Source organism: Pseudomonas sp. A0308, from assembly GCF_044218815.1.
In the GTDB taxonomy this organism is placed as follows: Bacteria; Pseudomonadota; Gammaproteobacteria; order Pseudomonadales; family Pseudomonadaceae; genus Aquipseudomonas; species Aquipseudomonas iridis.
On record NZ_CP162581.1, the window covers coordinates 2,981,953 to 3,003,599 of the forward strand.

Annotated in this window: 38 protein-coding genes; 2 read left to right on the forward strand and 36 right to left on the reverse strand. The window is 57.3% G+C overall.

The genetic code is table 11. The annotated features are described in order from the left end of the window. Positions 1-10 precede the first annotated feature (10 nt). From AB4P92_RS13670 to AB4P92_RS13840, 35 genes are all read right to left on the reverse strand, one after another. Positions 11-268 (reverse strand): hypothetical protein, encoded by a 258-nt coding sequence (locus tag AB4P92_RS13670; RefSeq protein ID WP_395599541.1) that lies wholly within the window; start codon positions 266-268, stop codon positions 11-13. Between the two features lie 53 nt (positions 269-321). Continuing rightward, the gene (locus tag AB4P92_RS13675) at positions 322-468 is read right to left on the reverse strand and encodes a hypothetical protein (RefSeq protein ID WP_395599542.1); all 147 of its coding nucleotides are present in this window, start codon (positions 466-468) and stop codon (positions 322-324) included. A gap of 107 nt (positions 469-575) precedes the next feature. Further along, the gene (locus tag AB4P92_RS13680) at positions 576-926 is read right to left on the reverse strand and encodes a hypothetical protein (protein WP_395599543.1); all 351 of its coding nucleotides are present in this window, start codon (positions 924-926) and stop codon (positions 576-578) included. A gap of 67 nt (positions 927-993) precedes the next feature. Continuing rightward, positions 994-1,464 carry a phage tail tube protein gene (locus tag AB4P92_RS13685; RefSeq protein WP_395599544.1) on the reverse strand — a complete coding sequence of 157 codons (471 nt, stop codon included), beginning with the start codon at positions 1,462-1,464 and terminating at the stop codon, positions 994-996. A gap of 56 nt (positions 1,465-1,520) precedes the next feature. Next, positions 1,521-1,904 (reverse strand): DUF3168 domain-containing protein, encoded by a 384-nt coding sequence (locus AB4P92_RS13690; RefSeq protein WP_395599545.1) that lies wholly within the window; start codon positions 1,902-1,904, stop codon positions 1,521-1,523. Next, the gene (locus AB4P92_RS13695) at positions 1,897-2,400 is read right to left on the reverse strand and encodes an HK97-gp10 family putative phage morphogenesis protein (protein ID WP_395599546.1); all 504 of its coding nucleotides are present in this window, start codon (positions 2,398-2,400) and stop codon (positions 1,897-1,899) included. The genes AB4P92_RS13690 and AB4P92_RS13695 overlap by 8 nt, the downstream gene beginning before the upstream one ends. Before the next feature lie 3 nt (positions 2,401-2,403). Continuing rightward, the gene (locus AB4P92_RS13700; RefSeq protein WP_395599547.1) at positions 2,404-2,595 is read right to left on the reverse strand and encodes a hypothetical protein; all 192 of its coding nucleotides are present in this window, start codon (positions 2,593-2,595) and stop codon (positions 2,404-2,406) included. A gap of 11 nt (positions 2,596-2,606) precedes the next feature. Next, positions 2,607-2,912 carry a phage head closure protein gene (locus AB4P92_RS13705; RefSeq protein WP_395599548.1) on the reverse strand — a complete coding sequence of 102 codons (306 nt, stop codon included), beginning with the start codon at positions 2,910-2,912 and terminating at the stop codon, positions 2,607-2,609. 14 nt (positions 2,913-2,926) lie between these two features. Next, entirely contained in the window at positions 2,927-3,226 is a 300-nt protein-coding gene (locus AB4P92_RS13710) for a head-tail connector protein (RefSeq protein ID WP_395599549.1), read from the reverse strand. Next, complete coding sequence (locus tag AB4P92_RS13715) at positions 3,227-3,445, reverse strand: hypothetical protein (protein WP_395599550.1); 219 nt, start codon at positions 3,443-3,445, stop codon at positions 3,227-3,229. Positions 3,446-3,502: 57 nt separating this feature from the next. Further along, positions 3,503-4,708 (reverse strand): phage major capsid protein, encoded by a 1,206-nt coding sequence (locus AB4P92_RS13720; RefSeq protein ID WP_395599551.1) that lies wholly within the window; start codon positions 4,706-4,708, stop codon positions 3,503-3,505. Beyond that, positions 4,705-5,349 (reverse strand): HK97 family phage prohead protease, encoded by a 645-nt coding sequence (locus tag AB4P92_RS13725; RefSeq protein ID WP_395599552.1) that lies wholly within the window; start codon positions 5,347-5,349, stop codon positions 4,705-4,707. The genes AB4P92_RS13720 and AB4P92_RS13725 overlap by 4 nt, the downstream gene beginning before the upstream one ends. Then, positions 5,333-6,547, reverse strand: coding sequence for a phage portal protein (locus AB4P92_RS13730; RefSeq protein ID WP_395599553.1), 1,215 nt, complete (start codon positions 6,545-6,547; stop codon positions 5,333-5,335). The genes AB4P92_RS13725 and AB4P92_RS13730 overlap by 17 nt, the downstream gene beginning before the upstream one ends. Before the next feature lie 7 nt (positions 6,548-6,554). Beyond that, entirely contained in the window at positions 6,555-8,096 is a 1,542-nt protein-coding gene (locus tag AB4P92_RS13735; RefSeq protein WP_395599554.1) for a terminase large subunit, read from the reverse strand. Then, positions 8,096-8,572 carry a TerS protein gene (locus tag AB4P92_RS13740; protein ID WP_395599555.1) on the reverse strand — a complete coding sequence of 159 codons (477 nt, stop codon included), beginning with the start codon at positions 8,570-8,572 and terminating at the stop codon, positions 8,096-8,098. Before AB4P92_RS13740 ends, AB4P92_RS13735 begins: the two co-directional genes overlap by 1 nt. A gap of 182 nt (positions 8,573-8,754) precedes the next feature. Continuing rightward, positions 8,755-9,066, reverse strand: coding sequence for an HNH endonuclease (locus tag AB4P92_RS13745; RefSeq protein WP_395599556.1), 312 nt, complete (start codon positions 9,064-9,066; stop codon positions 8,755-8,757). A gap of 4 nt (positions 9,067-9,070) precedes the next feature. Continuing rightward, the gene (locus AB4P92_RS13750; protein WP_232392819.1) at positions 9,071-9,244 is read right to left on the reverse strand and encodes a hypothetical protein; all 174 of its coding nucleotides are present in this window, start codon (positions 9,242-9,244) and stop codon (positions 9,071-9,073) included. Further along, positions 9,237-10,250, reverse strand: a complete 1,014-nt coding sequence (locus AB4P92_RS13755; protein WP_395599557.1) for a hypothetical protein — start codon at positions 10,248-10,250, stop codon at positions 9,237-9,239. Before AB4P92_RS13755 ends, AB4P92_RS13750 begins: the two co-directional genes overlap by 8 nt. Positions 10,251-10,435: 185 nt before the next feature. After that, positions 10,436-10,804 (reverse strand): Gp49 family protein, encoded by a 369-nt coding sequence (locus AB4P92_RS13760; RefSeq protein WP_395599558.1) that lies wholly within the window; start codon positions 10,802-10,804, stop codon positions 10,436-10,438. A gap of 53 nt (positions 10,805-10,857) precedes the next feature. Beyond that, on the reverse strand, positions 10,858-11,097 hold the full coding sequence (gene lysC / locus AB4P92_RS13765) for an Rz1-like lysis system protein LysC (RefSeq protein WP_395599559.1): 240 nt from the start codon (positions 11,095-11,097) through the stop codon (positions 10,858-10,860). Then, the gene (locus AB4P92_RS13770) at positions 11,006-11,392 is read right to left on the reverse strand and encodes a hypothetical protein (RefSeq protein WP_395599560.1); all 387 of its coding nucleotides are present in this window, start codon (positions 11,390-11,392) and stop codon (positions 11,006-11,008) included. The genes lysC and AB4P92_RS13770 overlap by 92 nt, the downstream gene beginning before the upstream one ends. Beyond that, a complete protein-coding gene (locus AB4P92_RS13775; protein ID WP_232392815.1) occupies positions 11,389-11,715 on the reverse strand; it encodes a phage holin, lambda family in 327 nt (108 codons plus the stop codon). Before AB4P92_RS13775 ends, AB4P92_RS13770 begins: the two co-directional genes overlap by 4 nt. A gap of 196 nt (positions 11,716-11,911) precedes the next feature. Next, positions 11,912-12,205 carry a hypothetical protein gene (locus AB4P92_RS13780; protein ID WP_395599561.1) on the reverse strand — a complete coding sequence of 98 codons (294 nt, stop codon included), beginning with the start codon at positions 12,203-12,205 and terminating at the stop codon, positions 11,912-11,914. Between the two features lie 354 nt (positions 12,206-12,559). After that, a complete protein-coding gene (locus AB4P92_RS13785) occupies positions 12,560-13,108 on the reverse strand; it encodes a hypothetical protein (protein WP_395599562.1) in 549 nt (182 codons plus the stop codon). Then, entirely contained in the window at positions 13,105-13,404 is a 300-nt protein-coding gene (locus AB4P92_RS13790) for a hypothetical protein (RefSeq protein WP_395599563.1), read from the reverse strand. Before AB4P92_RS13790 ends, AB4P92_RS13785 begins: the two co-directional genes overlap by 4 nt. Continuing rightward, a complete protein-coding gene (locus AB4P92_RS13795; RefSeq protein ID WP_395599564.1) occupies positions 13,401-13,967 on the reverse strand; it encodes a hypothetical protein in 567 nt (188 codons plus the stop codon). The genes AB4P92_RS13790 and AB4P92_RS13795 overlap by 4 nt, the downstream gene beginning before the upstream one ends. After that, positions 13,964-15,388, reverse strand: a complete 1,425-nt coding sequence (locus AB4P92_RS13800; protein ID WP_395599565.1) for a replicative DNA helicase — start codon at positions 15,386-15,388, stop codon at positions 13,964-13,966. Before AB4P92_RS13800 ends, AB4P92_RS13795 begins: the two co-directional genes overlap by 4 nt. Continuing rightward, a complete protein-coding gene (locus AB4P92_RS13805; protein ID WP_395599566.1) occupies positions 15,385-16,206 on the reverse strand; it encodes an ATP-binding protein in 822 nt (273 codons plus the stop codon). Before AB4P92_RS13805 ends, AB4P92_RS13800 begins: the two co-directional genes overlap by 4 nt. Then, positions 16,193-16,966, reverse strand: coding sequence for a hypothetical protein (locus AB4P92_RS13810; RefSeq protein WP_395599567.1), 774 nt, complete (start codon positions 16,964-16,966; stop codon positions 16,193-16,195). The genes AB4P92_RS13805 and AB4P92_RS13810 overlap by 14 nt, the downstream gene beginning before the upstream one ends. Then, positions 16,963-17,187 (reverse strand): hypothetical protein, encoded by a 225-nt coding sequence (locus AB4P92_RS13815; protein ID WP_395599672.1) that lies wholly within the window; start codon positions 17,185-17,187, stop codon positions 16,963-16,965. Before AB4P92_RS13815 ends, AB4P92_RS13810 begins: the two co-directional genes overlap by 4 nt. A 44-nt stretch (positions 17,188-17,231) precedes the next feature. Further along, a complete protein-coding gene (locus AB4P92_RS13820) occupies positions 17,232-17,840 on the reverse strand; it encodes a hypothetical protein (protein WP_395599568.1) in 609 nt (202 codons plus the stop codon). After that, complete coding sequence (locus AB4P92_RS13825) at positions 17,837-18,568, reverse strand: Rha family transcriptional regulator (RefSeq protein ID WP_395599569.1); 732 nt, start codon at positions 18,566-18,568, stop codon at positions 17,837-17,839. The genes AB4P92_RS13820 and AB4P92_RS13825 overlap by 4 nt, the downstream gene beginning before the upstream one ends. Beyond that, positions 18,565-19,098, reverse strand: a complete 534-nt coding sequence (locus tag AB4P92_RS13830; protein ID WP_395599570.1) for a hypothetical protein — start codon at positions 19,096-19,098, stop codon at positions 18,565-18,567. Before AB4P92_RS13830 ends, AB4P92_RS13825 begins: the two co-directional genes overlap by 4 nt. After that, positions 19,095-19,424, reverse strand: a complete 330-nt coding sequence (locus AB4P92_RS13835; RefSeq protein WP_395599571.1) for a hypothetical protein — start codon at positions 19,422-19,424, stop codon at positions 19,095-19,097. The genes AB4P92_RS13830 and AB4P92_RS13835 overlap by 4 nt, the downstream gene beginning before the upstream one ends. Further along, positions 19,421-19,804 carry a DUF3077 domain-containing protein gene (locus AB4P92_RS13840; protein WP_395599572.1) on the reverse strand — a complete coding sequence of 128 codons (384 nt, stop codon included), beginning with the start codon at positions 19,802-19,804 and terminating at the stop codon, positions 19,421-19,423. Before AB4P92_RS13840 ends, AB4P92_RS13835 begins: the two co-directional genes overlap by 4 nt. Before the next feature lie 171 nt (positions 19,805-19,975). Here AB4P92_RS13840 and AB4P92_RS13845 point away from each other — a divergent pair, with 171 nt between their 5' ends. After that, positions 19,976-20,194, forward strand: a complete 219-nt coding sequence (locus AB4P92_RS13845) for a hypothetical protein (protein ID WP_395599573.1) — start codon at positions 19,976-19,978, stop codon at positions 20,192-20,194. A 200-nt stretch (positions 20,195-20,394) separates the two neighbouring features. Here the strand turns inward: AB4P92_RS13845 and AB4P92_RS13850 are convergent, their stop codons facing one another. Further along, the gene (locus AB4P92_RS13850) at positions 20,395-20,688 is read right to left on the reverse strand and encodes a Cro/CI family transcriptional regulator (protein ID WP_395599574.1); all 294 of its coding nucleotides are present in this window, start codon (positions 20,686-20,688) and stop codon (positions 20,395-20,397) included. Positions 20,689-20,794: 106 nt separating this feature from the next. Here AB4P92_RS13850 and AB4P92_RS13855 point away from each other — a divergent pair, with 106 nt between their 5' ends. Then, a complete protein-coding gene (locus tag AB4P92_RS13855) occupies positions 20,795-21,589 on the forward strand; it encodes a S24 family peptidase (protein ID WP_395599575.1) in 795 nt (264 codons plus the stop codon). Positions 21,590-21,647: the final 58 nt, after the last annotated feature.

Here is a 21,647-nt window from a genome sequence, read left to right on the forward strand (position 1 = left end):
TTCTTATGAATTAAGCCTTTTTGCGGTTGGCCTTATTGGCGGCGTCAGTGATCTTCTTCACCTTTCGCTCCATTTTTTTCCGATCAGCATCAGGCGAGTCAGCTACTTTAGACCAGATGTAAACAGCTGCCAGTATCAGTAAAACAGAGGCCGCTGACACCAGAAACATCTGGCCGGACGATGCAAAGAAGAGAAGCAAATAGCCAAATATACTGGGCGCCAAAATGGCTAAAATAATAATTACGCATACAAGAATTAAAATTTGCACCGGTTGAGTCTCCTACTCGTTTTGCGAGAGTATCGACGTCAAGAGTAAGAACCTCAACCTTTCATCCTGCCCATGGCCGCAACCCGGAAGCCCATCCGAGCCTCCTTGGCCACGGCCTTTCTGTCGATCTTGTCCTTGTCGCCACCGCCGCCGAAGGGGTTCGTGTCAATAAGGAACTGACGCTTCGAATCCCAGGCCATGACGATCTCAACGACGGGCGTGTTCCAGGCTTCGCTCGGGGACCACCCCAGCCAGCCGGTGGCTATGTTGAATAGCTCATCGACAACGCTGAGGTCAGGATCCCGCTTTACTCGTTTCCCGACTCGGCCTGAGCTTCCAGCTCGGCGTCGCTTTTACCGGCAGGGTTCAGGAAACCTTTCAGATACGGGATGACCTGGCTGCCGGCGCTATCGATCCCTTCCTCGAACACGGCTTCCTCGATAGGTGCGGCAGCGTCTTTCTTGGCCAGGTTCACGCCGGTACCGATCGCGATGATGAAAGCGATGCTGGTCAGATTCGCAGTGCCCACCGACTGCATTGCAGGCAAGATCCCGCCAAAGCGGCCTTCAATCGCCTTCATGGCTTTCAGCGTTGGTTTCAGGATGAGGACTTCGTCGCCGAGGGTAACTTCAACGGTGCCGTGGTTAGTCTTGGACATGGATGTTCTCTTATCGAATGGGGTGAGCACGGCGCCGCAGAGATGCGGCGCCGTAGGAGCGGGCTGATTAAACGGCTTCTACTTCGTAGATTTCCGAGTTGATGCCCAGGGTGACGGTACGTTTCAGAACGCCCTCAACGCTGATGCCGGTCTTCTTGTTGCTCATGACCTTGGCGGCGAAGTAGTCGGTCTCGCCGTCCACATAGACAACCTTGATCGGGTAGTCGTAGCGGGACCGATCGAGGAACGCCTCGACCAAAGCCAGCTGGCCCGCATCACCCGCATCGAAGCCGATGGACAGTTCGGACGAGCCAGCATCCGCCAGGCCCTTCAAATGCTTGGCTCGACCTTCAGCCAGACCGGCAAAGGTCACGTCGTTAATGGTATCGCCGTAATCGCCGATGCTTTCCACTTCGCCGACTTCGGTATAGGTCAGCGCGGACAACAGCAAGATCGCGGCTGCGCGGTCTTTCGGCAGATCAGCTAATAGGCGCGGTCCGATATGGATACGCGTGCCAGCGCCGGTACTAATAGACATAAGGAGTCCTCCCAAGGACAGGTGATAAAGCCGCGTGGCGGCGTTGGTTCAGCGGTTTAGTGTTGGGTGACGATTCGGAGGGTGACGCTACCCATGAAGGTAACGCCGTCGGGCTCGCGGTTTGTTTGTTTGCGCTCGACGCGGATCGATACAACCCGACCTGTAGTAAGCGGAAGAGGTCGTTCGTGAGTCGCCGCATCGATCTCGGCCATGAGGCGCTTTACTTCTTCTTGCCCTTTGAAGTCAGACCAAACCGACAAGTAAAAAAATCTGATATCTCGGCGGCTCGCCAATGGATCGTTGTTGGTTGAGATTTCATAATCGAGCGAGACGTACGGAAAATCGGCGTTCATCGGCACGCTGTCGTAGACCGGGCAGGACACTTCCAATTCAAGCCTGTCGAACAGCGCAACCTGCAGCGCAAAGGATGGATCAGCCATTGCCCAGCTCCTCGACAGCGCGCTTCAATGTGTTGCTGACCGCTTGATTGATGCTGGCCAAGATGAACTCCTTGTTCACGTCATAGGCCGGTCGCAGCCAGGGGTGAGCGGGTCTAGCCGGAATATCCGGATACTTTCCGAAGAATGTTGCGCCGTCTGACTTGTTCGTTGGCCGCTTGTTGCGACCGCCAGCCCGCTTGCCTTCGGTGTAACCTTTCGAGCCGCGCTCCACGATCCCTAGATAGAAAAACCGCCGGTTCAACTTCTTCCCTCGAATCCCAACCTGAGCATCCAGTCCGCTCTTCGAGACAAAGGCTGTTAACGCAGCCGCACCCTCACCGGTATCCTTGGGGATCAGCTCTTTCATCGTGGCCAGCAGCTTATCCGCCGCTTCCTGCATGGCAGGCTTGAGCTCGTTGTCGAGTTGGGTGTGGATATTGCGCAGCGTCTTTCTCAGCTTGAAGTCACCCGACATTCTGGATCTGCGCGCAGCCATGGCTTACTCCTTGGCTGCCGCCTTTGGCTTCTTCGGCTTTTCGGTGGCTGGCTGCGGATCCTGCTCAACAGGCACTGGCTCTACCAGCTTGCGATCGATCAAGGACTGAGCATCGCCTGCGCTGACGACAAACTCATCGCCCGCGACCTTGCGACCCATGGGGCCAGAGATACTGGCCAAGGCACGTACTTTCATATGGAGAACCTCTAAGGGTTAGTGACGCTCGAGCACATGAGCCTGAGCATGGCGGGGTCCCGATCAGGCAACGCTGCCACGATCAGATAGGTGCCCCTGGGAGATGCGATACGCATTCCCGCGACTACGTCGGAGCGGTACCGGATTTTAATTTCTGCGGTGACTTTCGCCTCAAGACGGTCCGCCACCGGGGAAGTGCTGCCGCTGGGCGTGGCGATTTCTGCCCAGATTTTGTCAATCTCTACCCAGCCGGCCACGAAACCACCACCCGGGCGTTTAACATCTTGAGACTGCATCAGGGCGCAGCGTTTGTTCATCGGGCCAGCTCTCATCAGAATCGCTTCCTGTACCAGAGGAGCCGGTCGACTGCCAGCGGGACAGCCGTGGAGATCGTTCCGATCACCACCGCCTCACGGTTGGCGTACCAATGGCCGACAAGCAACAGCACGGCCTGCTCAACGTCGGGCGTAAACGCCATCTGTTCCGGGCCGATAGGGACTGTGTCGACCAGCTCGCGGTCGCAATGCATCGCGACGTGAGCTTTGGCAGCCTCGAAGTAACCCGAGATGACCGCGTCCTCTTCATCGCCATCGACCCGGAGGTGCAGCTTTACTCGGGGAAGATCGATCATTTACTTGGTCTCTTTCGAAGCCGCCGGCTTGGTTTCCTTGGGCTTGGCCACTTTCGGCTTGCCATCGTCTTCGACTTCTTCGACCAGCCCTTTACCGATCAGGGTATGAGCATATTCGTCATCGACATCGTCGAATACCTGACCAGCCTTAGCCGCGGTGATCTCAGAGCCCAAAAGCACCGGGTTGCCGACAAAACCCCAAATTACTTTGATTTTCATACTGCCTCCTGAAACGAAAAGGCCGGCACACGGCCGGCCATTCCAACGGTGCGGGTGTTAGGCCGCGACGGTGAACCGGCCTTTGACCAGACCTTCACGGCGGCGAACGCCCAGGCCGAGACGCTCTTCCACCAGAAGCGCGCGCTCGTTCTTGATGAACTGATCATTGATCAGGCCCATCTTGAACAGGAACGACATGCGATCGAACAGCACGGAGGAGCGCGCGAAGTTCGCAACCAGGAACTCGCCACCAGTATCTTCGTCACCCTCATCGACACTGTCGGAGGTGACTACCGGGCGACCCCAGAGTACCGGTGTAACCAGGCCCTGCAGGTTCGCGAACAAGTAGCGGTTCTCGCCATCCTTCTGCAGCTCGATGTTCATCCAGTCGAGCTCGGTCATCACAATCCCGTCAGCGGACAGCATCGACTGCTTGCGAACCTGGTAGATCGCGCGGCGCACCAGGTCGATGGCGGTATCACCTGCCTTCGTCAGTGCCGCGTCGAACACGGTGGCCTGAGTCATCAGCCCGTTCAGGTTCTCGCCGGTGCCATCGCCCTTCAGGATCTGGCGCTCTTCCTCGAGCTTCAGGTCGTAGCGCAGCAGCTCTTGCAGGTAGGCCATCAGCTGAGGAACGTCGTCCAGCGCTTCATCCGTCACGGGCATCCAAACAGCAATTTTCTTAACACGGTCCGTCTGGGTCGTGAAAGTCACGTTGCTGGTCGGCTTCAAGCCGCCTTCTGCCACCGGCGCCGCGCCCCGGGTGTGCAGATTCTCTTTGAAGAAGGTGAAGTTCTGACCGGACACTGGCACGGTAGTCAACAGGTCGCGGATGCGCAGCTCCTGTCGGATCCCAGGCTGAATGACCGGGTCATAGTTCGGCGCAACGATGCCGGCGCTGGTGACCTTCATTTCCTTCATGCTGGCCATGTCGGATTTGGTCACTTCGATATCGGCCAGGGAAACGCTCTTCGCCTGCAACGATTTGTAAGCATCGTCATTTTTCACCAGGTCGATGAAGCTTTTGGCTTCACCCGGCTGGCTACGCAGCTTGATGCCCTTCTCTTCAAGCTTTTGGACCTGCTCGATGACGCGCTCGATCTCGCCCTTCTGGGTTTCGATCTGAGCCTTCATCGTGGCGGAGACGGTGTTGCCCTTCTGCAGCTCATCGGCAACGTTGTCGTATTTCTTCTGAAGACCAGTGAAGCCTTCCTTCAACTGGTTTTCGAGGGAGCTTTTTACTTCTTGAATTGGATCGGTCATGGCGACACCTTAAAAAAATTATCAAAAGTGGTGGAGAGTGATTTCAGCCCATCCACGATCGCCGTGGCCTCAGTTCCACCATCTCGGTGCACTGCGGAGTAGCCGAGCGAGGCGACTGCTGCCGCCTCCTTCTGAGAAAGGCCCATGCGGTCACGCAGGGCTTTCTCGAAATTTCTGATATCCGATTTCACGTCGGTAACCTGCGCCGCGGGATTCATTCCGAACGGCACCAGCGAAGCTTCCCAGAGCTCCGCCTGTTTGATGATCCGCACGCTACGTCCCTCGCGCTCTTCATAGGCCGCGAGGATCGTGTTAAAGCCGATGGACATGCTATCTAGCGTGCCCTCCTTCATCAGCTCGTAAGCGTCACGGGCGTAGCTCACCGCCAGGTTGACCTTGCCCTTGAGATAGAGGCCATGAGTGTCTTGGCTGAACTCAGCAGAGCCAACGAGCCGTGTCAGGTCATGGAACAGCGCCAGCTTCAAACGTCCCGCCCGCGTGGTCTTCACCTTGGTGAACGCACCCGGGAGAATCACGTCATCGCCCAGGTCGATGTTGTTGAACACCGCTGCGTAGCCCTCGAAGTTGCCGAGCTCGTCGCTGGCCTTTACTTCGAAGGGGACTTCAATCTTGCTTAGCATTGGTCTGCATCTCCCACCGGGTGACCCGGTCATACTCTTCGCCAACCATCGGGGGGTCGTTCTCTTTACGGCGAACCTCGTTGATAGACATCCAGCCGGACCCGCCTGAACCACCGAGTGCCGCTTGGTAGTAGGCGGCGCGGGCGACGCTATCTCCCCGCAGCAAGCCCTCAACAACAAACTCAGCGAACTGATTAGTTCCGCTAAAAAGCTTGTCGTTGAGCTCATCTTCAATTGCTTTGATATAGGGGTTGAGGCCGAACCTGACGAACCCGCTTACTTGCTGCTCAAGGTTCGATCCCATGATTGAGGTCTTCCCGGCGCGGTTAGCCAGGTACAACGGAACGCCCCAGATGCCCGCCAGTGCTTCTTCCTGGAACTGCTGCGACTCGATGAACTGACTGTCCTTCTGTGTCATGCCAGCAGGGACGATCTTTGGCCCGCCTTGCAACAGACCCATCTTCCCGATGTCCTCGACGTCACCGTCGCGGATCTTGGGGAATTTTGAGAGGACTTGATTTTGCTGTTCTTCGGTCAGGAACTGATCGTAGATAACGTAGCCACCGGTAAAGCCGCCTTTACGCATGAAACGTGACGACCAACTCTGAGCCGCTTTCGCCAGGCCCATGGCCTCCTTCTGGTACTCAACCGGGGATAAACCGTTTATTCCGTCAGCGCTGAATATCTTGAAGTGCAGCATGAACGCCGGCGACACCGGGAAACGCGGGCCCTTCGGCGGGGTTACCCAGTAGATCAAGTCTTCGTCGGTATCGACTTGAACCGAGTCAGCACTCAGGGGGATAAACCCAATGAAGTCACCATCATCGTTGCGCTCGATCAGCGCATACGCATTCCCGCGAAGCGCCATGTTGACGATGATGGCCTTTAGGAAGTTGAGCATCGTCATGTACGGGTTGGGCTTGGCGAGCAAGCGCGCCGCCCTGGTGTTTCCCCTTGCGAGCACGCGCCCCGTGGGGAGATCGTCGTACAGCTTCAGCGGAAGACCTGAGACCGTTTCGCTCAGAATCTTTACGCACGCCCAGACAATCGGGATGGCCATCGCCTTCTTCGGCGTGATGACCTCGCCGGAGCGCGTCTCCCCGCCAATGTCGGTATTGACCTCGATGTACTGACCTGTTTTTGGATCGTTAAAGCCGAAGAAACTCCAGCTCATCGGGTTGTACCAGCGAGAAGCCATATTGAGCCTATAGAAGTCCGGAATATCCGTTTTGGAGGTAGTCGTCGATGTCGCCTTTGCTCTCATCGATGGTGCCGAGGGTGGCTCCGAAAGCCATCGCGAGAGCGGCCATGCCATCGATCCGACCGGTAGCTTTGTCCTTGGCAAACTTGCGTCCGCCTGCGGGGTCTTTCTGGATGACGGCGTTGGCCGCGCACATGGTCAACACGGGGTTCATGCCGTGCTGCAGTCGACCGTTGAGCAATTCCGATTCCAGCGCGTCTATCGCTGGCGCCATATCCTTGAACCCCTGGCCGTACTCGATCAAAGGGAGGTTCACTCCCTGGGCTTCTGCGTCACGTTTGAATAGGTCGATCCGGTAGCGGTCGAATGCGATCGCCTGAATGTCGCCGCCCAAGTCGTTCAAGATCCGGGCGATGTCCGTTGCCACGAACGCGTAATCGACCGTCGCGCCGGGAGTGGTGATCAGCAGACCCTGCCTGACCCATACGTCGTACGGCTCGCGGTCACGCTTGGCTCGCTCCATCAGCCCGACCTCGGGAGTCCAGAAGAAGGCCCAAGCGCTCCACGCCCCATTGCGTTTTCCGATCACGACAAAAGCTGTGAGGTCGGTTCGGAATGACAGGTCAAGGCCGCCATACAGATCCAACCCGTCAGGGCTGTCAGGCTCATCACCACAGGATTCCCACACCCCCTTCGAGACGAACACCGACACAGTCGAAACTCGCTGATTGAGGCAAAGGTTGCGGAACGTGTTCTCCGACGCCGGCATCCGATTGGCCCGCTCGGCTTGTTTCTCCAGATCGGGCAAGGAACGGAACGTCCCAAGCGCTGGGTTGGCTGCTCGCCACGCCACCGGATCAGTCAACTTGCAGTCTTTGGGAGCCTCGTAAACATGGCTGACGATGTGCGGATCCTTGGACCGGGCCGCGTCGTCGAGCCAGATGCTGAGCAGGTCGCCGTCCTGCGCGGCTTGGGTGCTGATCGCAATGAGCAGCGGAGCGTCGTGCGCGCCCTGGGCGGTGGTGATCGCGTCGATGAAATCGTCTTGAGGCCCGCGCACCTGGCCGACCTCGTCGAGAATGGCGAGTATTGGCGACAGGCCGTGAGTCGTTTTACCTTCGGCGGCGAGCGCTTTGTACTCAACATTGAGAGGCGTCCCGAGCAGCTTCTTGCCGCTCGGATTGATGTGCACCAGCGCCTGAAGGTCAGGGTTCAGGTTGATCATCTTCACAGCAAGGTTGAAAACAATCCCCGCCTGCTCCCGGCTCATGGCGCCGGAAACGATCTGCGAGTTCTGTACAGCCTCGGGGCCAACCAGGTGAACGAGTAGGATTCCTGCGATCAGACCGGTCTTGCCATTCTTGCGCGCGATGCTCAAGTACGCAGTGCTGGTGCCTACCGGGTTGTCATAGATCGCAAGGATGAAATCCTTTTGGAATGGGTCGAGCACCAACGGCTTGCCGATGTGCTTGCCCTCAGGAACCCGGCAATACTTTTCGATGAAGGCAATGACTCGCTGGCCGCGTGTGCGGCTGCTCGCGGCCATCAGTGAACGGCTCGGGGGATTAGATCATCGTCATCCTGCTCTTCGATCACCCGTTCAGCCTGTCGCTGCTTGGTCGCTTTCTTGCCCTGGTCTCTCGATTCACCCTGTGTAGCGTGTGCGTGAACCTGCAATGTTCTGCTCAGCGTCACCGCTCGGCGGCTCAGCGTCTCCAGCAGACTGTGCTTCGGATTAATCACTTGAGTTTCTCTGGCGTTGAGGATCACGTCGCCCTCAACGTCAATCTCTTTCTGTAAGCGCTCAATGTCTGCCAGGCAGCGAGAAAGGTTAGCGGCTAGGATCAGGTCGTTATCTGTCCAGCTCTCTCGCGTACGCGCGCGCACAACAGAGTCCCAGAAGGGCTTGTCGTCTTTACGAAGGTGTACGAAGCTCGGGACCTTGATCGGGCCAGCTGCGGCAGCCTGCATCGCCGCGACTGCCGCCGTCGCGCTATCGGAGCGGGTTCGCTTGGCTGCCATTCGATTTCTCTATGCTTCGGGATGTGGTTTTTCGAGGTTTTTCCGGGTTACGGATACAGAAGAGGGTCGAGGGCGGTCCTATCCAACGAGAACCTCTATCATTTGACCGCCCCCTCTATCAGGCTGGTCTCCTCGATTGATTTTCTATATCGTCGGTTGACCCGAGCAATAGCCCAGCCCTATCACCGGTTCCAGTGGTGATTCGGGTCGACCGGCATGCCTGACGTGTCGTGACCGACCAAGTAGCCCGACTTTTCCTGTCGCTGCTTAACCGAGTTGTGACAGGAAGCGCACAACGACTGCAGATTCTCACCATCGAAGAACAGAACCTCGTCGCCCTTGTGGGGCTTGATGTGGTCGACGGTGTCAGCCGCCTCAACCGTGCCCAGTGCCCTACAGAACCGGCAGGTTGGTTCCGCCTGAAGCTGATGCCATCGCAACCTGTACCAACGCTTAGTCTTGTACAGGTGATGCCATGGGGAGTTGGTAGCCATGCCGTCACGCTTCTGCAGCGATCTTCATCACCGCCATGAGTGCGCCGACCAGCGCCTTATCGGATCGCGCTGCAATCGCGGTCACTTCAGCTGCCGCGTTGATGACTTCGGTCTGCTCTTCCGCTGACATCTCGCTGACCATGCCCTTTAGCTGGTAGTACTCGGCCTTGTCATTCATCAGCAGTCACCCGCTTCAGCTGCTCAGCCAGCAGCGCATCAAGGTGGCGGCTCAACTTAACCGCCAGCTCGCCTTCAGACTCGGCAACCAAGCGCACCGATTGATCGATGGCCTGCTCCAATGGATCAAGGAAGCTGACTGCCTCACCCTGGACAGCTTCCACTGACTGGGCTTCGGCCACCTCGGGCTTGGCATGCGGGTCACGCACAGATGCGGTGCCCTCTCCAATCTTCAGAGCGCGGAACACTTGCTCGCCCTGTATGTACTGATCGTCGACCAGGGCAACAGCCCCGGCATTGATCAGCTTGGCAACCAAGCGCATCGCCTGAAGTTGAACGGCGTTCGGTATGAAGCGATTGCTTATAGGGCCCACCTTCAACTCATCCCGCAGCTGGGCGGTGGTCGTCTCGACACGGGCCAGCATGCCCTGAACACCATCGCCGGGTGGCAGGCCTGCACTATCCCAGCGGTACAGCAGAGCGCTGGTGTCCTCCCCGCGCTTACGGGTCAGCGCGATTTCGTTACGCAGCTTGGCAATGTCATCACCCAACTGCTCAAGAGTGACGGCGCCGGTAGATAGCCGATGAAGCCAGTAGCTCTTGCGCGCCTCATAGCTACGACGCAGACGGTCGTTGATCTTGGCCGTCGGACCAGCCACCTCAAGATCCGGACCATTCTCCCCGCGCCCGCAAAGGGCGCTCGGTACGAACGTCGGGATGTTCGACTTACCCGCGGCACGCAGTCCTATCTTGATCTCACCGGCAGTTGCCTTGCGTTCAGTCAGAACGGAGCCTTCATGCCAGTAGCCCTGATGGGCTAGCTCGACCGTCGCGGTCCGTACCCCATCGTCTCTTTCGAACGTGGCAACAGCGATCTGTATACCGAGCTTCTGTCCCGACGCATCCACCAGATGCAGACCGTTGTCGAAAGTTCGCAGGTAGACGGGCGACTCATCAATGCTTAGGGCGATTACAGCGATCTCATCCCTGGTAATGGGCTGAGTCATTGCACTCTCTGTACGGGCTAACGGGTTACGAAACGGTGGACGATGGTTGCTCATGAGTGCTCACTCTACTGTGGCTTCAGGCCAGATACAGCGAACGAATGCCAGTGCTCCGGCATGGTCGTGGTCTTCCGGCATGATCATTGGGAAAGGTGGGTAACCTGGCACGGCAACAAGCCATGACTTCTTCACTGCGCAGCGTGCAAACGCTCTGTCAGTTCGTAACCCATCAGCGGCCAGATCTTCTGCTCGGCGTTCTGGCGGGCGATCTTGCGACCGATCTCGGCGTCGAAGTTCTCCGGGCTGGCGCATGCACTCTCGCCAGTCACGGTGAAGCCATTGCGCAGGACCAAGACGCAGAAGGTCAGTTGATCAAGCTGCGAATGCGCACCAGTCAGGCGAGTCAGTTCATCCTGATAATGAAAAGCAGCCTGAACCCCGTTTCCAGCAGTGAAGTAATACTCGCCAGCGATGTTCGCCTGCAGGTCAGCCGGCGTGATGCGCGGCGCTGTCAGGCCCTTCGCTTGAATCTCTTGCTCAATTGTCTTGTCGTTCATACCAATCTCCAATGTCGCGACACAATTTGCTGATGCGCGAAACGTGTCGCGGATTACCTGCTCTGGCTTCGCTTGATCTGGGCGTCGACCTGGTCGGCGCAGGTGTCGAGCAGGTTGATGGCCTGGTCCTTCAACTGCCACACGTCGCCGTTGTCGCGCAGGTCTGTCTGCGCCTCGTCAACCCGCTCGCACGGGACCAGCTCAGGGGGTTCGAGTCTTACTGCTGTTGTCTTGGTTACCACTGCCGGCTTTCCCGCGCAGGCCGTCAGGCAAAGGCTGAGCAGCCCAATCACGAACAGGCTTGCTGTTGCGCTTGAGGTCTTCAAAGTTCTTCTCCGCCTTTCGGGCTTTGGCCTGGCTGGCCTTGAGACGGCCGTTCAGGTCCTTGAGATAGTCAGCGTTGCGCTGGGCTTCTGCTCGCAGCGTGGTGATGGTTGCCTGGCTCTCGGTATTGGCCGCGATGGCGTCGTTCTTACTATCGGTTTCGATCTGCATCTCGCCGCGCAGTGCGATGACGCGAGACTGCTGGATACCGATGAGCAAGATCCCTACCAGGGCGATGATGATTGCAGCAGCGAAGGCCTTCATGCGGCATCCACCTTGCGACCGAGGAATCTGATGATCAGGTCTCGGATCGCTGTGACACCGATGAAGCCAATAGCACCACCAGCTGCAACGGAAAGGCTCGGCGGCCATTCCATCCATTCAATGATGCTGCTGGCAGAAAGGCTGAGAGCCCCACAAATCAGCGCCTCGAAGACGATCCGCCATTTGTTTGGCTCTTTGGCTTCGTAAAGCACGCGCAACAAAGTAATGGTGGAGGCCATTATCGCGCCCTGCCAAAGCGGCGTGGAAAGGACCAGCCAGACCTGCGCCCAGAAGTCAGGATTTTTCTCAGGCATCTTGGACATCCGGCAGTCCTCCCTTTCGGGGAGTAAGTAAATCCGGCTCCATCAGCACTCCCAGCTCAGAGCGATGGGTGTGGTGGAGCCGAAATGATTGGACTTGATACATCCGGGAAAGCATCCACTCGGGTAGCAGCTTTCCTCGGAGGTACAAAAAAGCCCGGCGCATATGTCCGGGCTTTTCAATCGCAACCAGCCGTGGTCAGGCTGGTGCTAGACCTTCATATTCTTCAATGCCCGGCTTGGCCGAGGTCATCACGAAGTGATTGCTGGATGCGCGCAGGTTTGAAGCGAGACCTCCATCAGTCGACTGGCTACCCGTTCGCCACATGGCAAGCGTCAGCTCCAGTCGCTGCATGGCGACATCTTGCGGCTCGGTCATTGCTGCCAGGTGGTAGCTGACGGCTCGCAGTGGTTCCGCGAACGCAGCCGGAGAGAAACAGGCCATGCAGGCGGCAAATGCCAGCCCTAGATACATCGTTAAACGCCTCATCATTCAGCATCCCTCTCAGGGTTGGTTGTTACAGGAAACGAAAAAGGCCCACCGATATGGCGAGCCTTTGAAATAGGTTGAGGATCTTTCTCCCCTGTCCATCAACGCTGCCCATGAGGTTTTGGAGCAAGGGCACGCTGACTGCCGGTGTTGATCGCACCACCGCACTAACCGGCGAATCGGTGTCCAGACATTCCCCGAGGGGCCACTCTGGCAATGGTCATCAACAAAAACATGGACGTAAAAAAGCCCGGACATCGCATTTCTGCGGCCGGGCTTAAAAGTTGTTTCTGTGCGGGGCATCTCAAAGACGCAGAACCGCAATGTGGGAAACTATATTCTCATTTTCTCAGCCAATCAAGCAGCTTCGGCGATGAGTTGCGCTTCGTCCAAAACTACCCAGGCCGACGCTATGGCCGCATCCCTTTCAGCGTCCAGCCACTTACGTAGATCTGACCTCCAGCGGTACAGCGTTTTTTCCGGCGTAGGTGTCTCGGCATTATCCCAGGTGTGCAGCACCATGAATGATTCCGGGATGCGCGGTGTTGCCCAGGCCGTGACGCACTTGGTCCTGAACAAGTGATGCGCTTTGCCTGGTGCAGACCGGGCTAGTTCCATGATGGCCGTTACCCGTTGCTGCTGGGTCGACCCATCGAGGTTGACCATGAAGTGCGCGACCAGCACCGCCCAGTGATGCTTGGACAGAACGCGGCGCAGTACTGCCCTCGTCATGCTGTCCTGAGTGAGCTGGTCGAACTTGTCCAGAGGGCAGGGATTCTCGGCTTTGATCGGCTCCCAGTTCGCAGCCTGGCACTTGTTCTGCCAGCCCGCCCCCTTGTGCAGCGATATCGAGTCCACGTTCATTGCTCGCATGATGGCGTGCTCCGCCGATCTGTAAACACTCATGCTGCCCTCCGGATACGGCGTGGTGGCGGATCGTTATCGAGGCCGAGCAAGTCACGCAACAACCGATCGGCAATCTTGTTCTTCGCATTGCCCTCGGCAACCCAGCGCCGAAAATAGTCATCAAAGGTGATCTCGATCCGGGTTGCGTGCCAGCTTGCCACCGCGTCGATTAGGCATGCCAGCGCAGCAGCGCCACCGAGCCGTTCTAGCGAAAGTCCATCAGCTGCAATCTTCAGGAACGTGCGCTCGTACTCCTGAAGGCTCTTACGCGGCAGCGCCGCAGATAATCGACTCATAACGCGGCACTCCACACATGCAAATATTCTTCGGGGTTGACGTCCTTGCGGGCTTGGATCGATACGGCGCGGGACCATGCTCGGTATGCATCAGCGGGCGAGTTTCCAGCGCCAGCCCAAGGATGACCGTCGGCAATGCACCAGAAGGTGCCGCGAGCACCGTGAATCCTCACCTTGGGCAATGCGCCGAACTGGCGAGGACGCATCACCGCCAGCGGGGCGAGCGCCTTCCAGATGATTTTCTGCTCAGGCTCGCTATACGGGATCCGCTTGTGTCCGTCCCACTCGCCGACGCCACGCTCCTCGTTCCCGCACCACAACAAGAAACCAGTGGGGATGTGCTTCAGATAATGCCCTGCCGGATTCATTTGCCAGTCTTCGGGGAATTCGCGCAGAGACGCCGCAATGCGCTCGGCCTCTGGGTACTTTGGCTCTGGAACCACGATGGCACCCAGCGGCAGGATCATGTTGCCGTTCGGCGCTACGACTGGTATCGCATGAGGGTTGTCGTCTTCGGGTACCGCGGTGATGCGCCGGCCTTTCAGCCATTCAAAAAGTCTCATCGGGCTTTCCCCTTGTGCGTGCTGGCATATGGGCGACCCATCTCGACCTCCTCTTCTGATGGGTATGGGTTGCCGATAAGCTCGACAAAACGGTGATAGGCGCCTTGGTGTTGGACGCGGCAGGAGCCGGTAGGGCCATGGCGGTTTTTGTCGACAATCAGCTCTGTGACGCCAGCCTTCCCGGCATCGGATTCACCGTCGCGATGCACCAGGATCACGACGTCGGCGTCGGCCTCAATCTGACCGGAGTCGCGCAGATCGCTTTTGGTCGGGCGCTTATTGGGCCTGTTACTCGGCCCGCGATTGAGTTGCGCCAGCACCACAATGGGTACCGCCAATTCCTTCGCCAGCCGTTTTAGGCCTTTACTAATCTCGGTAACCACCTCATACCGGCTCGACGAGTTGTTTTCGCCATTCACCAAGCCGATGTAATCCAGCGCGACGAACGCAAGGCCGTGCTCCCGCTTCACCGTCCGGCAGATCTGGCGAATGTCCCGTAGCGTGAGGGATGAGTCGTCACACAGAATGAGCGGAGCATCCATCAACTTGTTCACCGCCAATGTCAGGCCAGGCCAATCACTGTCAGCCATGGAATGGCCTTCACTGATGTGCTTTAACTGGACGCTACCGACCGAGGCCAGCGACCTGTTCGTCAGCTCCACGTCGGTCATTTCCAAGGAGAACACCAACGCGGGCTGCTTTTTGACCATCGCCACGCGTTCGGCGATGCCCAGACCCAGCGTCGTCTTGCCGCTACCGGGTGTGCCAGCCACTACCACCACATGACCGGGGCAAATGCCCGGGATGAATTCATCCAGCGAAGGCAGCCCAGTATCGAACCCAAGGCTTTCGGTCCGGTTGAATCGGCGATCCACTGCGTCGATTGCCTCGGGAATAACGTCCTTGATGAAGCGATACCGGCGGCGCGAGTCAAGCCCTTCCGCCTCAAGTGAAACCCAAGCTTGCTGGCCCTGGCTCATAACCTCGTCAAGGGGCTCGCCGTCGATCAAGCGCTGGCTCATGATTCTCGCGGCGGCGATAACCCGACGCGCCACGGATCGCTGCTTGATGATCCTGCCGTACTCATCAAAGTTCGCCGCGCTGGGAGTGTTCTTCACAAGCAGCCCTGCAGCCGCCAGAGAGCTCTGCCCGTCAGCCAGGCGGGGGCGAGCCTCGCAAATCGTCACAACGTCGACTGCGCGGCCTCTCGAGCGAAGCCCTGATACAACCTCGAACAATTCTGCGCAGGCGGGGTGGTGGAAATCCTCGGCGGAAAGTTTTCCAACAGCATCATCAATCAGATCGGGGTGCTGAATCATGCTGCCGATAAGGGCGTATTCCGCCTCATGGCTGTAGAGCGCAGAGTCGGGAACATCCAGGTACGACGCCGGGGAATCAGCAACTTCCAGGTACTCCATCATTCGGAATCTCCCGAGCGTGCCGACTTCCAAGTAAACGGCGCCAGCAGACCACCATTTTCACGCAGTCGGTCAGCGGCGCGGGGGCCGATGAAGCTGTGCAAATCCTCCGGTTTCTGATTACTCACCAGGATGGTCGGCTTGATCAACTGGTATCTGCGGTCGATCGCCTCGTGCAGCAGGCTGGGCGTGAAGTCCTTACCCGCCCGCACAGAATGAACGCCGACTTCATCGATGACCAAGAGGTCGACAGAGGCCAGCTCGTTGATCAGGTCTGTCTTGGACGGTCCTGAGTTGCTGCGGAAGCTGTCGGTTACCGCTTGGGTGATCGACTCCGCGGTGACGATCAGACCGGAAAATCCTTGGTTTCGGACAATGCACTGCAGGATCGCGCAGGCCAGGTGCGTCTTGCCGGTACCGATCTCGCCCATCAGCATCAGGGCGCGGCCGGCGTTAAGGTGATCCTCGAACCCCTCGGCATACTTCCGGCAGATGTTCAGCGCGCGCTGCTTGGCCTTGTCGTCGCCAGTGACATAGCTATCCAGGCTGCACTTGCGAAAGCGCGGCGTGATGCCGGTGGCAATGAGATCCTGATTCCAGCGCTCCTCAGCAACTTCCCTCACCGCCCGCAGATGCTCCTCGAGCTCCTTGGGCGTGTTGTACAACGCTTGCCAGCGGCATGCTGGGCAAACATTAAGCCTCCACGTTCCGTCGAACTGCTCGACGTGAGACTGCTTGAATGCGTTGTGCCCGGGAACGCCGCAATACTTTTCATGGGTTCCAGCCAGTTCCGGCGCCAGGATGAATTTAGAAACGGTCATTGGGGTACATCTCCTGGGTGTGGGTTGGCACGCTGAGGACGGCGCTCTGGCGGTTGCCCGCCTTTCCAGCGGCGCCGGTCAAAACCTTCTCAGGGAACAGGCCGGTCCAGCCGTTGCTGATGGACTGGTTGATCACTACGTCCGGGCTGTGATGACCTTCAAGCGTTTTTGCCTGCTTGGCGCAGGTGGTGGCTGTCAGAGGCTTGCGGATTTCCATGCGGTGCTGGCACCAGTCAGCCCAAGTCCTCTCGGACACGTTTGCAGGCTTGGCAGTCAAAGGATCGAATTTTTGAGATTTCTTAGCCCCCGAGGGAGCTTTAGCGACCGTTGGTTTACTCTGTGATTGAGTAGAAGAATCCTTTATTAAGTAGCTGTCGGTTTCCCCACAGTTCGGAAAACCCACACTACGGTCAACCGAAGTGTGGGAAACCTGTAGGTTCGGTTCGTAATGCACGATCACTCGGCGACCAAGCACTTTTCCGGTGCCTTCCTCGCGCATGGTTTCATGCGTAACCAGCCCGATTTCCTTCAGGTACCCCATGGCCTTCGAGTAGCGATCTCGGCCGATAGAGAACCGGTCTTGCAGGTACGAGCCGATCACTTTCCAGTCACTGGACCGGGTTTGCAGGAAAATCCAGATGGCCAGCGCGTCAGGGTTGACGATCATGGCTACCACGTCATTGCTGACCGAGGCATACGGTGCCTGCTTGGCGTAAAGGATGGTTGGCGTGGCCTTTTCCACGTTCACTGGCCTGGTCATAGGTCGAGCTCCTGGCAGACGCGGCGCACGAAGTCGTCATAATTTTCACTCATGACGAAGCCCTGACCTTCCAAAGCTTCGCGGTATGCCTTCGCCGACCCGTACAGCACCCACCGCTCGCGCTCTGGCAGATTGGCGAACGAGGCATAGCTCGGCCATGGGCCGGCGATTATCGGAGCTGCAGCTACTGCGCGAAGATCTAATGCCCACACTGGCGCCATGGCTGCGAGCGCGATCCCGATGCTGTAAGGGTGTAAACGACGGATCATTGGAGCGTCTCCCCATTCGGATTGGAGATCAGGGCAACGATCTGGCCCATGTCCTTGAGCGAGCCGCCTGACAGGCGCAAAACAAGTACGCGCAGCGCTGTGTTGGCGTTGAGCATGCCGACTGAGATATTCCAGGCGATGTCGTCATCGATCCGCCTGTGAGCCGATTCGGAGAAACCGATCTGCGCCTCATCGGTGTCGTTGTAGGCCATCGCTGCCAAGGTCAGGTTGTCGAACTGATGGAAGTAAGGTTCTTCAAACCTGACCAGGCGCTCCACTTTGGACGAGCCCAGACTGATTGACTCTGGCTCGGCGTCGGAAAACAAAGCGGTGCGCAAGTTCTCAATTCGCTTTTCAGCGATGAGCTTTGCGTCCTCTCCGGTTTCGCGCTGGAACAAGACTTTCAGCGCCCAATAAGCCTCGATAAACGTGACATAGGTGTCGTCCTGGTACTGGATGACCCCGCCCTCATCGACAAACTCAAGAGCGTCCTTCATGACTTCAAAACACTTGAGCATCAGCGGGCCGCTGGCGAACTTCTCGAAGTGCGCCTGATCGATGGTTTCCATTGGCAGGTCTGCTGCCGGATTGGATGTTTTGCTCATGACTTCACCTTCTCGACCAGACGGAACCGGCCCTCAAAATATGGGTGGCTCGCCTGGGTGGCGGTTTCCATGGTGGATTCGCTGACGAAACGCTTGAATGCAGCGGTGACGAGCGTCTTCGCCCACACCATGTACTGACTGCCCAGCGCCTCTTCGTGGCCGTTGCGCACCATCCCCGCAGGGTTTGGGAGATGTGGCCAGTCCTTCAGAACGTAATCGACTACTGCGCCGGATAGGCCATAGCGCTTGTTCATCTCGGCCTTCACGCCGGTCAGCGACAAACAGTTCGATGGCCGGTGATCCCACACATGGAAACGCTCCATGTTTTCGACCTTCTGCTCGATGCGGTCCAGGCCGATCTGCTGCTCTGCCTGCTGACGCTCCAAGCTGACGAGAATGTTCGCGCTTGCGGCGATCATTTCGGCCTGGGTCATGGGGCGCGAGGCCTCGTCTTCCAGCAACTGCCACCGATCTACCAGAGCGGCGGTGAACTCAGGACTGAGCTGGGCAACGACGATGAAGCTGTCGCGTTTGCAAACCTGATAGACAGAAACGCTTTGTCCGAGGTGATTTTTAACTTCCCCCATTGGGGGGAGTTGAATGATTCCTCGTTCCGCAAGGCGTTCGATTGATTGCTTGACCTTGTCGTGACGAGATCCGACCAGATCGGCGATCTCTTGAGAGGACATCGTGACGGCGCCGCCGCCTTGGAATTTGGCGATGGTCATTTGGCAGTCCTCGCCTTGATCGCAGCCATGAGCGAGGCGTCATCGCGAAGAAGATTCTCGTTCGCCTGCTCGACAAATTTCTGGGGTGAGATGGCGTCAAAGCTTGACCCCAACTGCAGTGCTGCGGCGTCCAGCCAGTAGGAAAGCTCGCTGAGAAAACCAACACGTTGTCCGCTAACCGAGGAAGCTTCATCTTCCGTGAGCGGCTTCTTCGCAGCCAAGCTCGTCAACATTGAGTTGAGCAACGAACTGGTAAACCCCATCGGGTTGTCACGCTGATCGCGGACGTACTTGAGATAAAGTCGACCCATCGCCCGCCCTACCTCTATGCCGCCATGGAAGCCCCCGGTCATTGGCACATCCCAGCATGAGCAGTGCTTGCCATGGTCTTTCCCAACAAACGGCAGACGATCCCAAGCTTTATCTTGGTCAGCATGAATGCGAAGGCCGATCCGCTTACTCTTCGGCAACGGACGTTTTGATTTAGGAATGGATTTGCGTGCGGGATTTGCAGTGGCGATCGGGCTCATCGAGCTACCTCCCCACTACGTTTTACGTCGTCAATACCCGGACGCTGCCCAACGACCCCATACGAAGCGCCAAGATGGCGGTGCTTCCAGCAGAAATTACCGCTGAATGTGCGGATCTGCTCCAGGTGTCGTGCGATCTCGCAAGCCAGCTCATTGCTGTAACCGCCCAGAGCCGGCACCACGAGGGTGAGGAGGATTTTATCGAGGCGCTGCATCTCTTCCCGGGCGAAGTTCATCGAGCACATATCACGAGCATCGATGACTGCCTCGCGAAGGATCTCACCCTCGATAACATCGGGATCAATGACTGACAGTGAAGTATTCATGGCCGAGCCTCCTGCGAAGTTCGCGACACGATTTGCGGATTAGGGTTTTGTGTCGCGTACTCGCCAGGCATTGCATGAGGCTTTTCCCCCATTTCAACGCTTACTACGGATGCTGTTACCAAGGCCTGACTTGCCAGGGCGAGAAAACGCATTGCAACAGCGTCATTAACGCCCGGATCTCGATCAATACAGGACGTAGCAATGTGCGCTAACGCCCCGAGCAAACCGGTTGCCATGTTGAGCGCTTCATCTACGGCAATCCCGGCATTCACCGCAAACGGCTGGCGGTTTTCGCCATCCACGATAGTGAAGTCCGTGGCCATAGTTAGAAGGGGGTGTTGCATCCGGTTATGTACGGTGGTATTTTTTGGGCGTGACATATCGTTCTCCCGAACGAAGATTTAAAGAAAGCCCCTGCAAGGGCTGGTTAGAAAGGCTCGCGACTGCGGGCCTTTTTGTTGCCTGCGATTTAGCCAGACCGCAAATGGGTGCCGGGCCAAGCCGTGCTATCGTTTTGATTCCACTCGAAACGACGGTCACGGAGACCTGGCATGAAAAAGATCAAAGAGCTGTGGAAGCGCTGGAAGGTGAAGCATTGGGACCAGAGCGTGTATACGTACGACGGCGGCGACTTCGGAATGCTTGGCTTCAACAGCCCGCCGTTGAGAGCGTTCTGGGATAAGCACGGCGCCAAAATCAAGAAGGCGATCATCTGGTTATTCCTTCTGGTCGCTGGCGGAGTCATCACCAAGCTTCTTGGTCTGGCTTAATTTCCCCGCCCTCACAGCTTGGGCAGCATCGTCAAGAAAGCGCAGGCGGTCCTCGTCTGAAGTGTCCGAATCGAAGCTCACATGAGTTACCGGGAACGTCGCGACGGCCGAGCGCTGGTAACTCGCAACCAACAGTCCGGCTACAAAGCCGAATGCGCTGGCGCCGAAAGCGCTGCAGCCGAAGATCAGTGCGCTGGAAATCACTGGGGGCCTCCGGTGCTGGATGGATTACCAGCCATGTACAGGGTCTGTCCGATAAGCCCAATCTGACCCACAATTTGTTCAGCGTCGGGGCGAGCTTTCTCGCTCGACCCGCCGGAAGGGAACCCTTTGAGCTCAATCGCAGTAAACGAACCTGAAGGTTCTTCTGTTACAAAGATGATTCGGCCCGTTTTCAAAGCCTTGCAAATGGCTGCTTGGCTCGCACCCAGAGATTTAGCGGCTTCCTCTTGGCTTCGTCCCTGGACGAAAGAGCTCAGTGGTATTGGCGTCATACGCTCACCTTAAATGGCTTATGACACAAAAGATAACCTGCGGTGCTAGATATGTAAACACCGGCGGTCCTTTGCATTTTAAAACCTGGGGTCTTAGGCTTCCAACATGAAAAAACGAGAACTTACCCCCGTCGAGATGGAGGAATGCCAGGCGCTCAAGGCAATCTATCTTGCGAAAAAAAAGCAGCTAGGGCTTAGCCAAGAGAAATTGGCGGAGGCATTCGGAATGACACAGACCGGCGTTTCCATGTACCTAAACGGAAAAAATGCCCTCAATGTCATGACGGCCGCTAAGTTTTCTAGCCTGCTGCAGGAACCAATTTCATCCTTTAGCCCGAGGATCGCCGCGACGGTTGAAAAACTTGCGAAGATCAACGTCGCGACCGAAGCAGTACCTGTCGAATCCAACGCCGTGCACTTAGGAGACATGTCCGTCTGGGAGGATGGCGACAGCCTCGATGAGGACGACTGCGAGGTTCCCTATTATGCCGAGGTAGAGTTTGCCGGAGGCCCGGGAATGACTGAAGTCATTGAGGTTGCTGATAGAAAGCTTCGTTTCAGTAACGCTACTTTACGCGCGGCGGGCGTCGACTGTCGTAGCGCTGCGTGCGCCAGAGTCAAAGGCAAAAGTATGGAGCGACTGATTTTGGATGGCGCGGCCATTGGTTTTGATCGGTCCAGTACCGCTATATTCGACGGCGAGATATACGCGTTCAATCAGGAGGGCATGCTACGAGTGAAGTATCTATATCGTATGCCAGGCGGCGCCGTCCGGATCCGCAGCGAAAATTCTGATGAGTACCCTGACGAGATTATGAGCGCAGAGACTTTCCATTCGGAGGTTAGGATGCTTGGGCGTGTTTTCTGGTGGAGCACGGTTCGGAGGGCTCCAAGGTTCTGAATCAACTTGAGCATGATAATCCCGGTCGAGCTGGGATTTTTTTTGCCTTAAGAAAAAT

Coding starts and splice junctions, on each gene's coding strand:
- AB4P92_RS13675 (WP_395599542.1), bottom strand. CDS start 468: ATGGCCTGGGATTCGAAGCGTCAGTTCCTTATTGACACGAACCCCTTC.
- AB4P92_RS13680 (WP_395599543.1), bottom strand. CDS start 926: ATGTCCAAGACTAACCACGGCACCGTTGAAGTTACCCTCGGCGACGAA.
- AB4P92_RS13685 (WP_395599544.1), bottom strand. CDS start 1,464: ATGTCTATTAGTACCGGCGCTGGCACGCGTATCCATATCGGACCGCGC.
- AB4P92_RS13690 (WP_395599545.1), bottom strand. CDS start 1,904: ATGGCTGATCCATCCTTTGCGCTGCAGGTTGCGCTGTTCGACAGGCTT.
- AB4P92_RS13695 (WP_395599546.1), bottom strand. CDS start 2,400: ATGGCTGCGCGCAGATCCAGAATGTCGGGTGACTTCAAGCTGAGAAAG.
- AB4P92_RS13700 (WP_395599547.1), bottom strand. CDS start 2,595: ATGAAAGTACGTGCCTTGGCCAGTATCTCTGGCCCCATGGGTCGCAAG.
- AB4P92_RS13705 (WP_395599548.1), bottom strand. CDS start 2,912: ATGAACAAACGCTGCGCCCTGATGCAGTCTCAAGATGTTAAACGCCCG.
- AB4P92_RS13710 (WP_395599549.1), bottom strand. CDS start 3,226: ATGATCGATCTTCCCCGAGTAAAGCTGCACCTCCGGGTCGATGGCGAT.
- AB4P92_RS13715 (WP_395599550.1), bottom strand. CDS start 3,445: ATGAAAATCAAAGTAATTTGGGGTTTTGTCGGCAACCCGGTGCTTTTG.
- AB4P92_RS13720 (WP_395599551.1), bottom strand. CDS start 4,708: ATGACCGATCCAATTCAAGAAGTAAAAAGCTCCCTCGAAAACCAGTTG.
- AB4P92_RS13725 (WP_395599552.1), bottom strand. CDS start 5,349: ATGCTAAGCAAGATTGAAGTCCCCTTCGAAGTAAAGGCCAGCGACGAG.
- AB4P92_RS13730 (WP_395599553.1), bottom strand. CDS start 6,547: ATGGCTTCTCGCTGGTACAACCCGATGAGCTGGAGTTTCTTCGGCTTT.
- AB4P92_RS13735 (WP_395599554.1), bottom strand. CDS start 8,096: ATGGCCGCGAGCAGCCGCACACGCGGCCAGCGAGTCATTGCCTTCATC.
- AB4P92_RS13740 (WP_395599555.1), bottom strand. CDS start 8,572: ATGGCAGCCAAGCGAACCCGCTCCGATAGCGCGACGGCGGCAGTCGCG.
- AB4P92_RS13745 (WP_395599556.1), bottom strand. CDS start 9,066: ATGGCTACCAACTCCCCATGGCATCACCTGTACAAGACTAAGCGTTGG.
- AB4P92_RS13750 (WP_232392819.1), bottom strand. CDS start 9,244: ATGAATGACAAGGCCGAGTACTACCAGCTAAAGGGCATGGTCAGCGAG.
- AB4P92_RS13755 (WP_395599557.1), bottom strand. CDS start 10,250: ATGACTCAGCCCATTACCAGGGATGAGATCGCTGTAATCGCCCTAAGC.
- AB4P92_RS13760 (WP_395599558.1), bottom strand. CDS start 10,804: ATGAACGACAAGACAATTGAGCAAGAGATTCAAGCGAAGGGCCTGACA.
- AB4P92_RS13770 (WP_395599560.1), bottom strand. CDS start 11,392: ATGAAGGCCTTCGCTGCTGCAATCATCATCGCCCTGGTAGGGATCTTG.
- AB4P92_RS13775 (WP_232392815.1), bottom strand. CDS start 11,715: ATGTCCAAGATGCCTGAGAAAAATCCTGACTTCTGGGCGCAGGTCTGG.
- AB4P92_RS13780 (WP_395599561.1), bottom strand. CDS start 12,205: ATGATGAGGCGTTTAACGATGTATCTAGGGCTGGCATTTGCCGCCTGC.
- AB4P92_RS13785 (WP_395599562.1), bottom strand. CDS start 13,108: ATGAGTGTTTACAGATCGGCGGAGCACGCCATCATGCGAGCAATGAAC.
- AB4P92_RS13790 (WP_395599563.1), bottom strand. CDS start 13,404: ATGAGTCGATTATCTGCGGCGCTGCCGCGTAAGAGCCTTCAGGAGTAC.
- AB4P92_RS13795 (WP_395599564.1), bottom strand. CDS start 13,967: ATGAGACTTTTTGAATGGCTGAAAGGCCGGCGCATCACCGCGGTACCC.
- AB4P92_RS13800 (WP_395599565.1), bottom strand. CDS start 15,388: ATGATGGAGTACCTGGAAGTTGCTGATTCCCCGGCGTCGTACCTGGAT.
- AB4P92_RS13805 (WP_395599566.1), bottom strand. CDS start 16,206: ATGACCGTTTCTAAATTCATCCTGGCGCCGGAACTGGCTGGAACCCAT.
- AB4P92_RS13810 (WP_395599567.1), bottom strand. CDS start 16,966: ATGACCAGGCCAGTGAACGTGGAAAAGGCCACGCCAACCATCCTTTAC.
- AB4P92_RS13815 (WP_395599672.1), bottom strand. CDS start 17,187: ATGGCGCCAGTGTGGGCATTAGATCTTCGCGCAGTAGCTGCAGCTCCG.
- AB4P92_RS13820 (WP_395599568.1), bottom strand. CDS start 17,840: ATGAGCAAAACATCCAATCCGGCAGCAGACCTGCCAATGGAAACCATC.
- AB4P92_RS13825 (WP_395599569.1), bottom strand. CDS start 18,568: ATGACCATCGCCAAATTCCAAGGCGGCGGCGCCGTCACGATGTCCTCT.
- AB4P92_RS13830 (WP_395599570.1), bottom strand. CDS start 19,098: ATGAGCCCGATCGCCACTGCAAATCCCGCACGCAAATCCATTCCTAAA.
- AB4P92_RS13835 (WP_395599571.1), bottom strand. CDS start 19,424: ATGAATACTTCACTGTCAGTCATTGATCCCGATGTTATCGAGGGTGAG.
- AB4P92_RS13840 (WP_395599572.1), bottom strand. CDS start 19,804: ATGTCACGCCCAAAAAATACCACCGTACATAACCGGATGCAACACCCC.
- AB4P92_RS13845 (WP_395599573.1), top strand. CDS start 19,976: ATGAAAAAGATCAAAGAGCTGTGGAAGCGCTGGAAGGTGAAGCATTGG.
- AB4P92_RS13850 (WP_395599574.1), bottom strand. CDS start 20,688: ATGACGCCAATACCACTGAGCTCTTTCGTCCAGGGACGAAGCCAAGAG.
- AB4P92_RS13855 (WP_395599575.1), top strand. CDS start 20,795: ATGAAAAAACGAGAACTTACCCCCGTCGAGATGGAGGAATGCCAGGCG.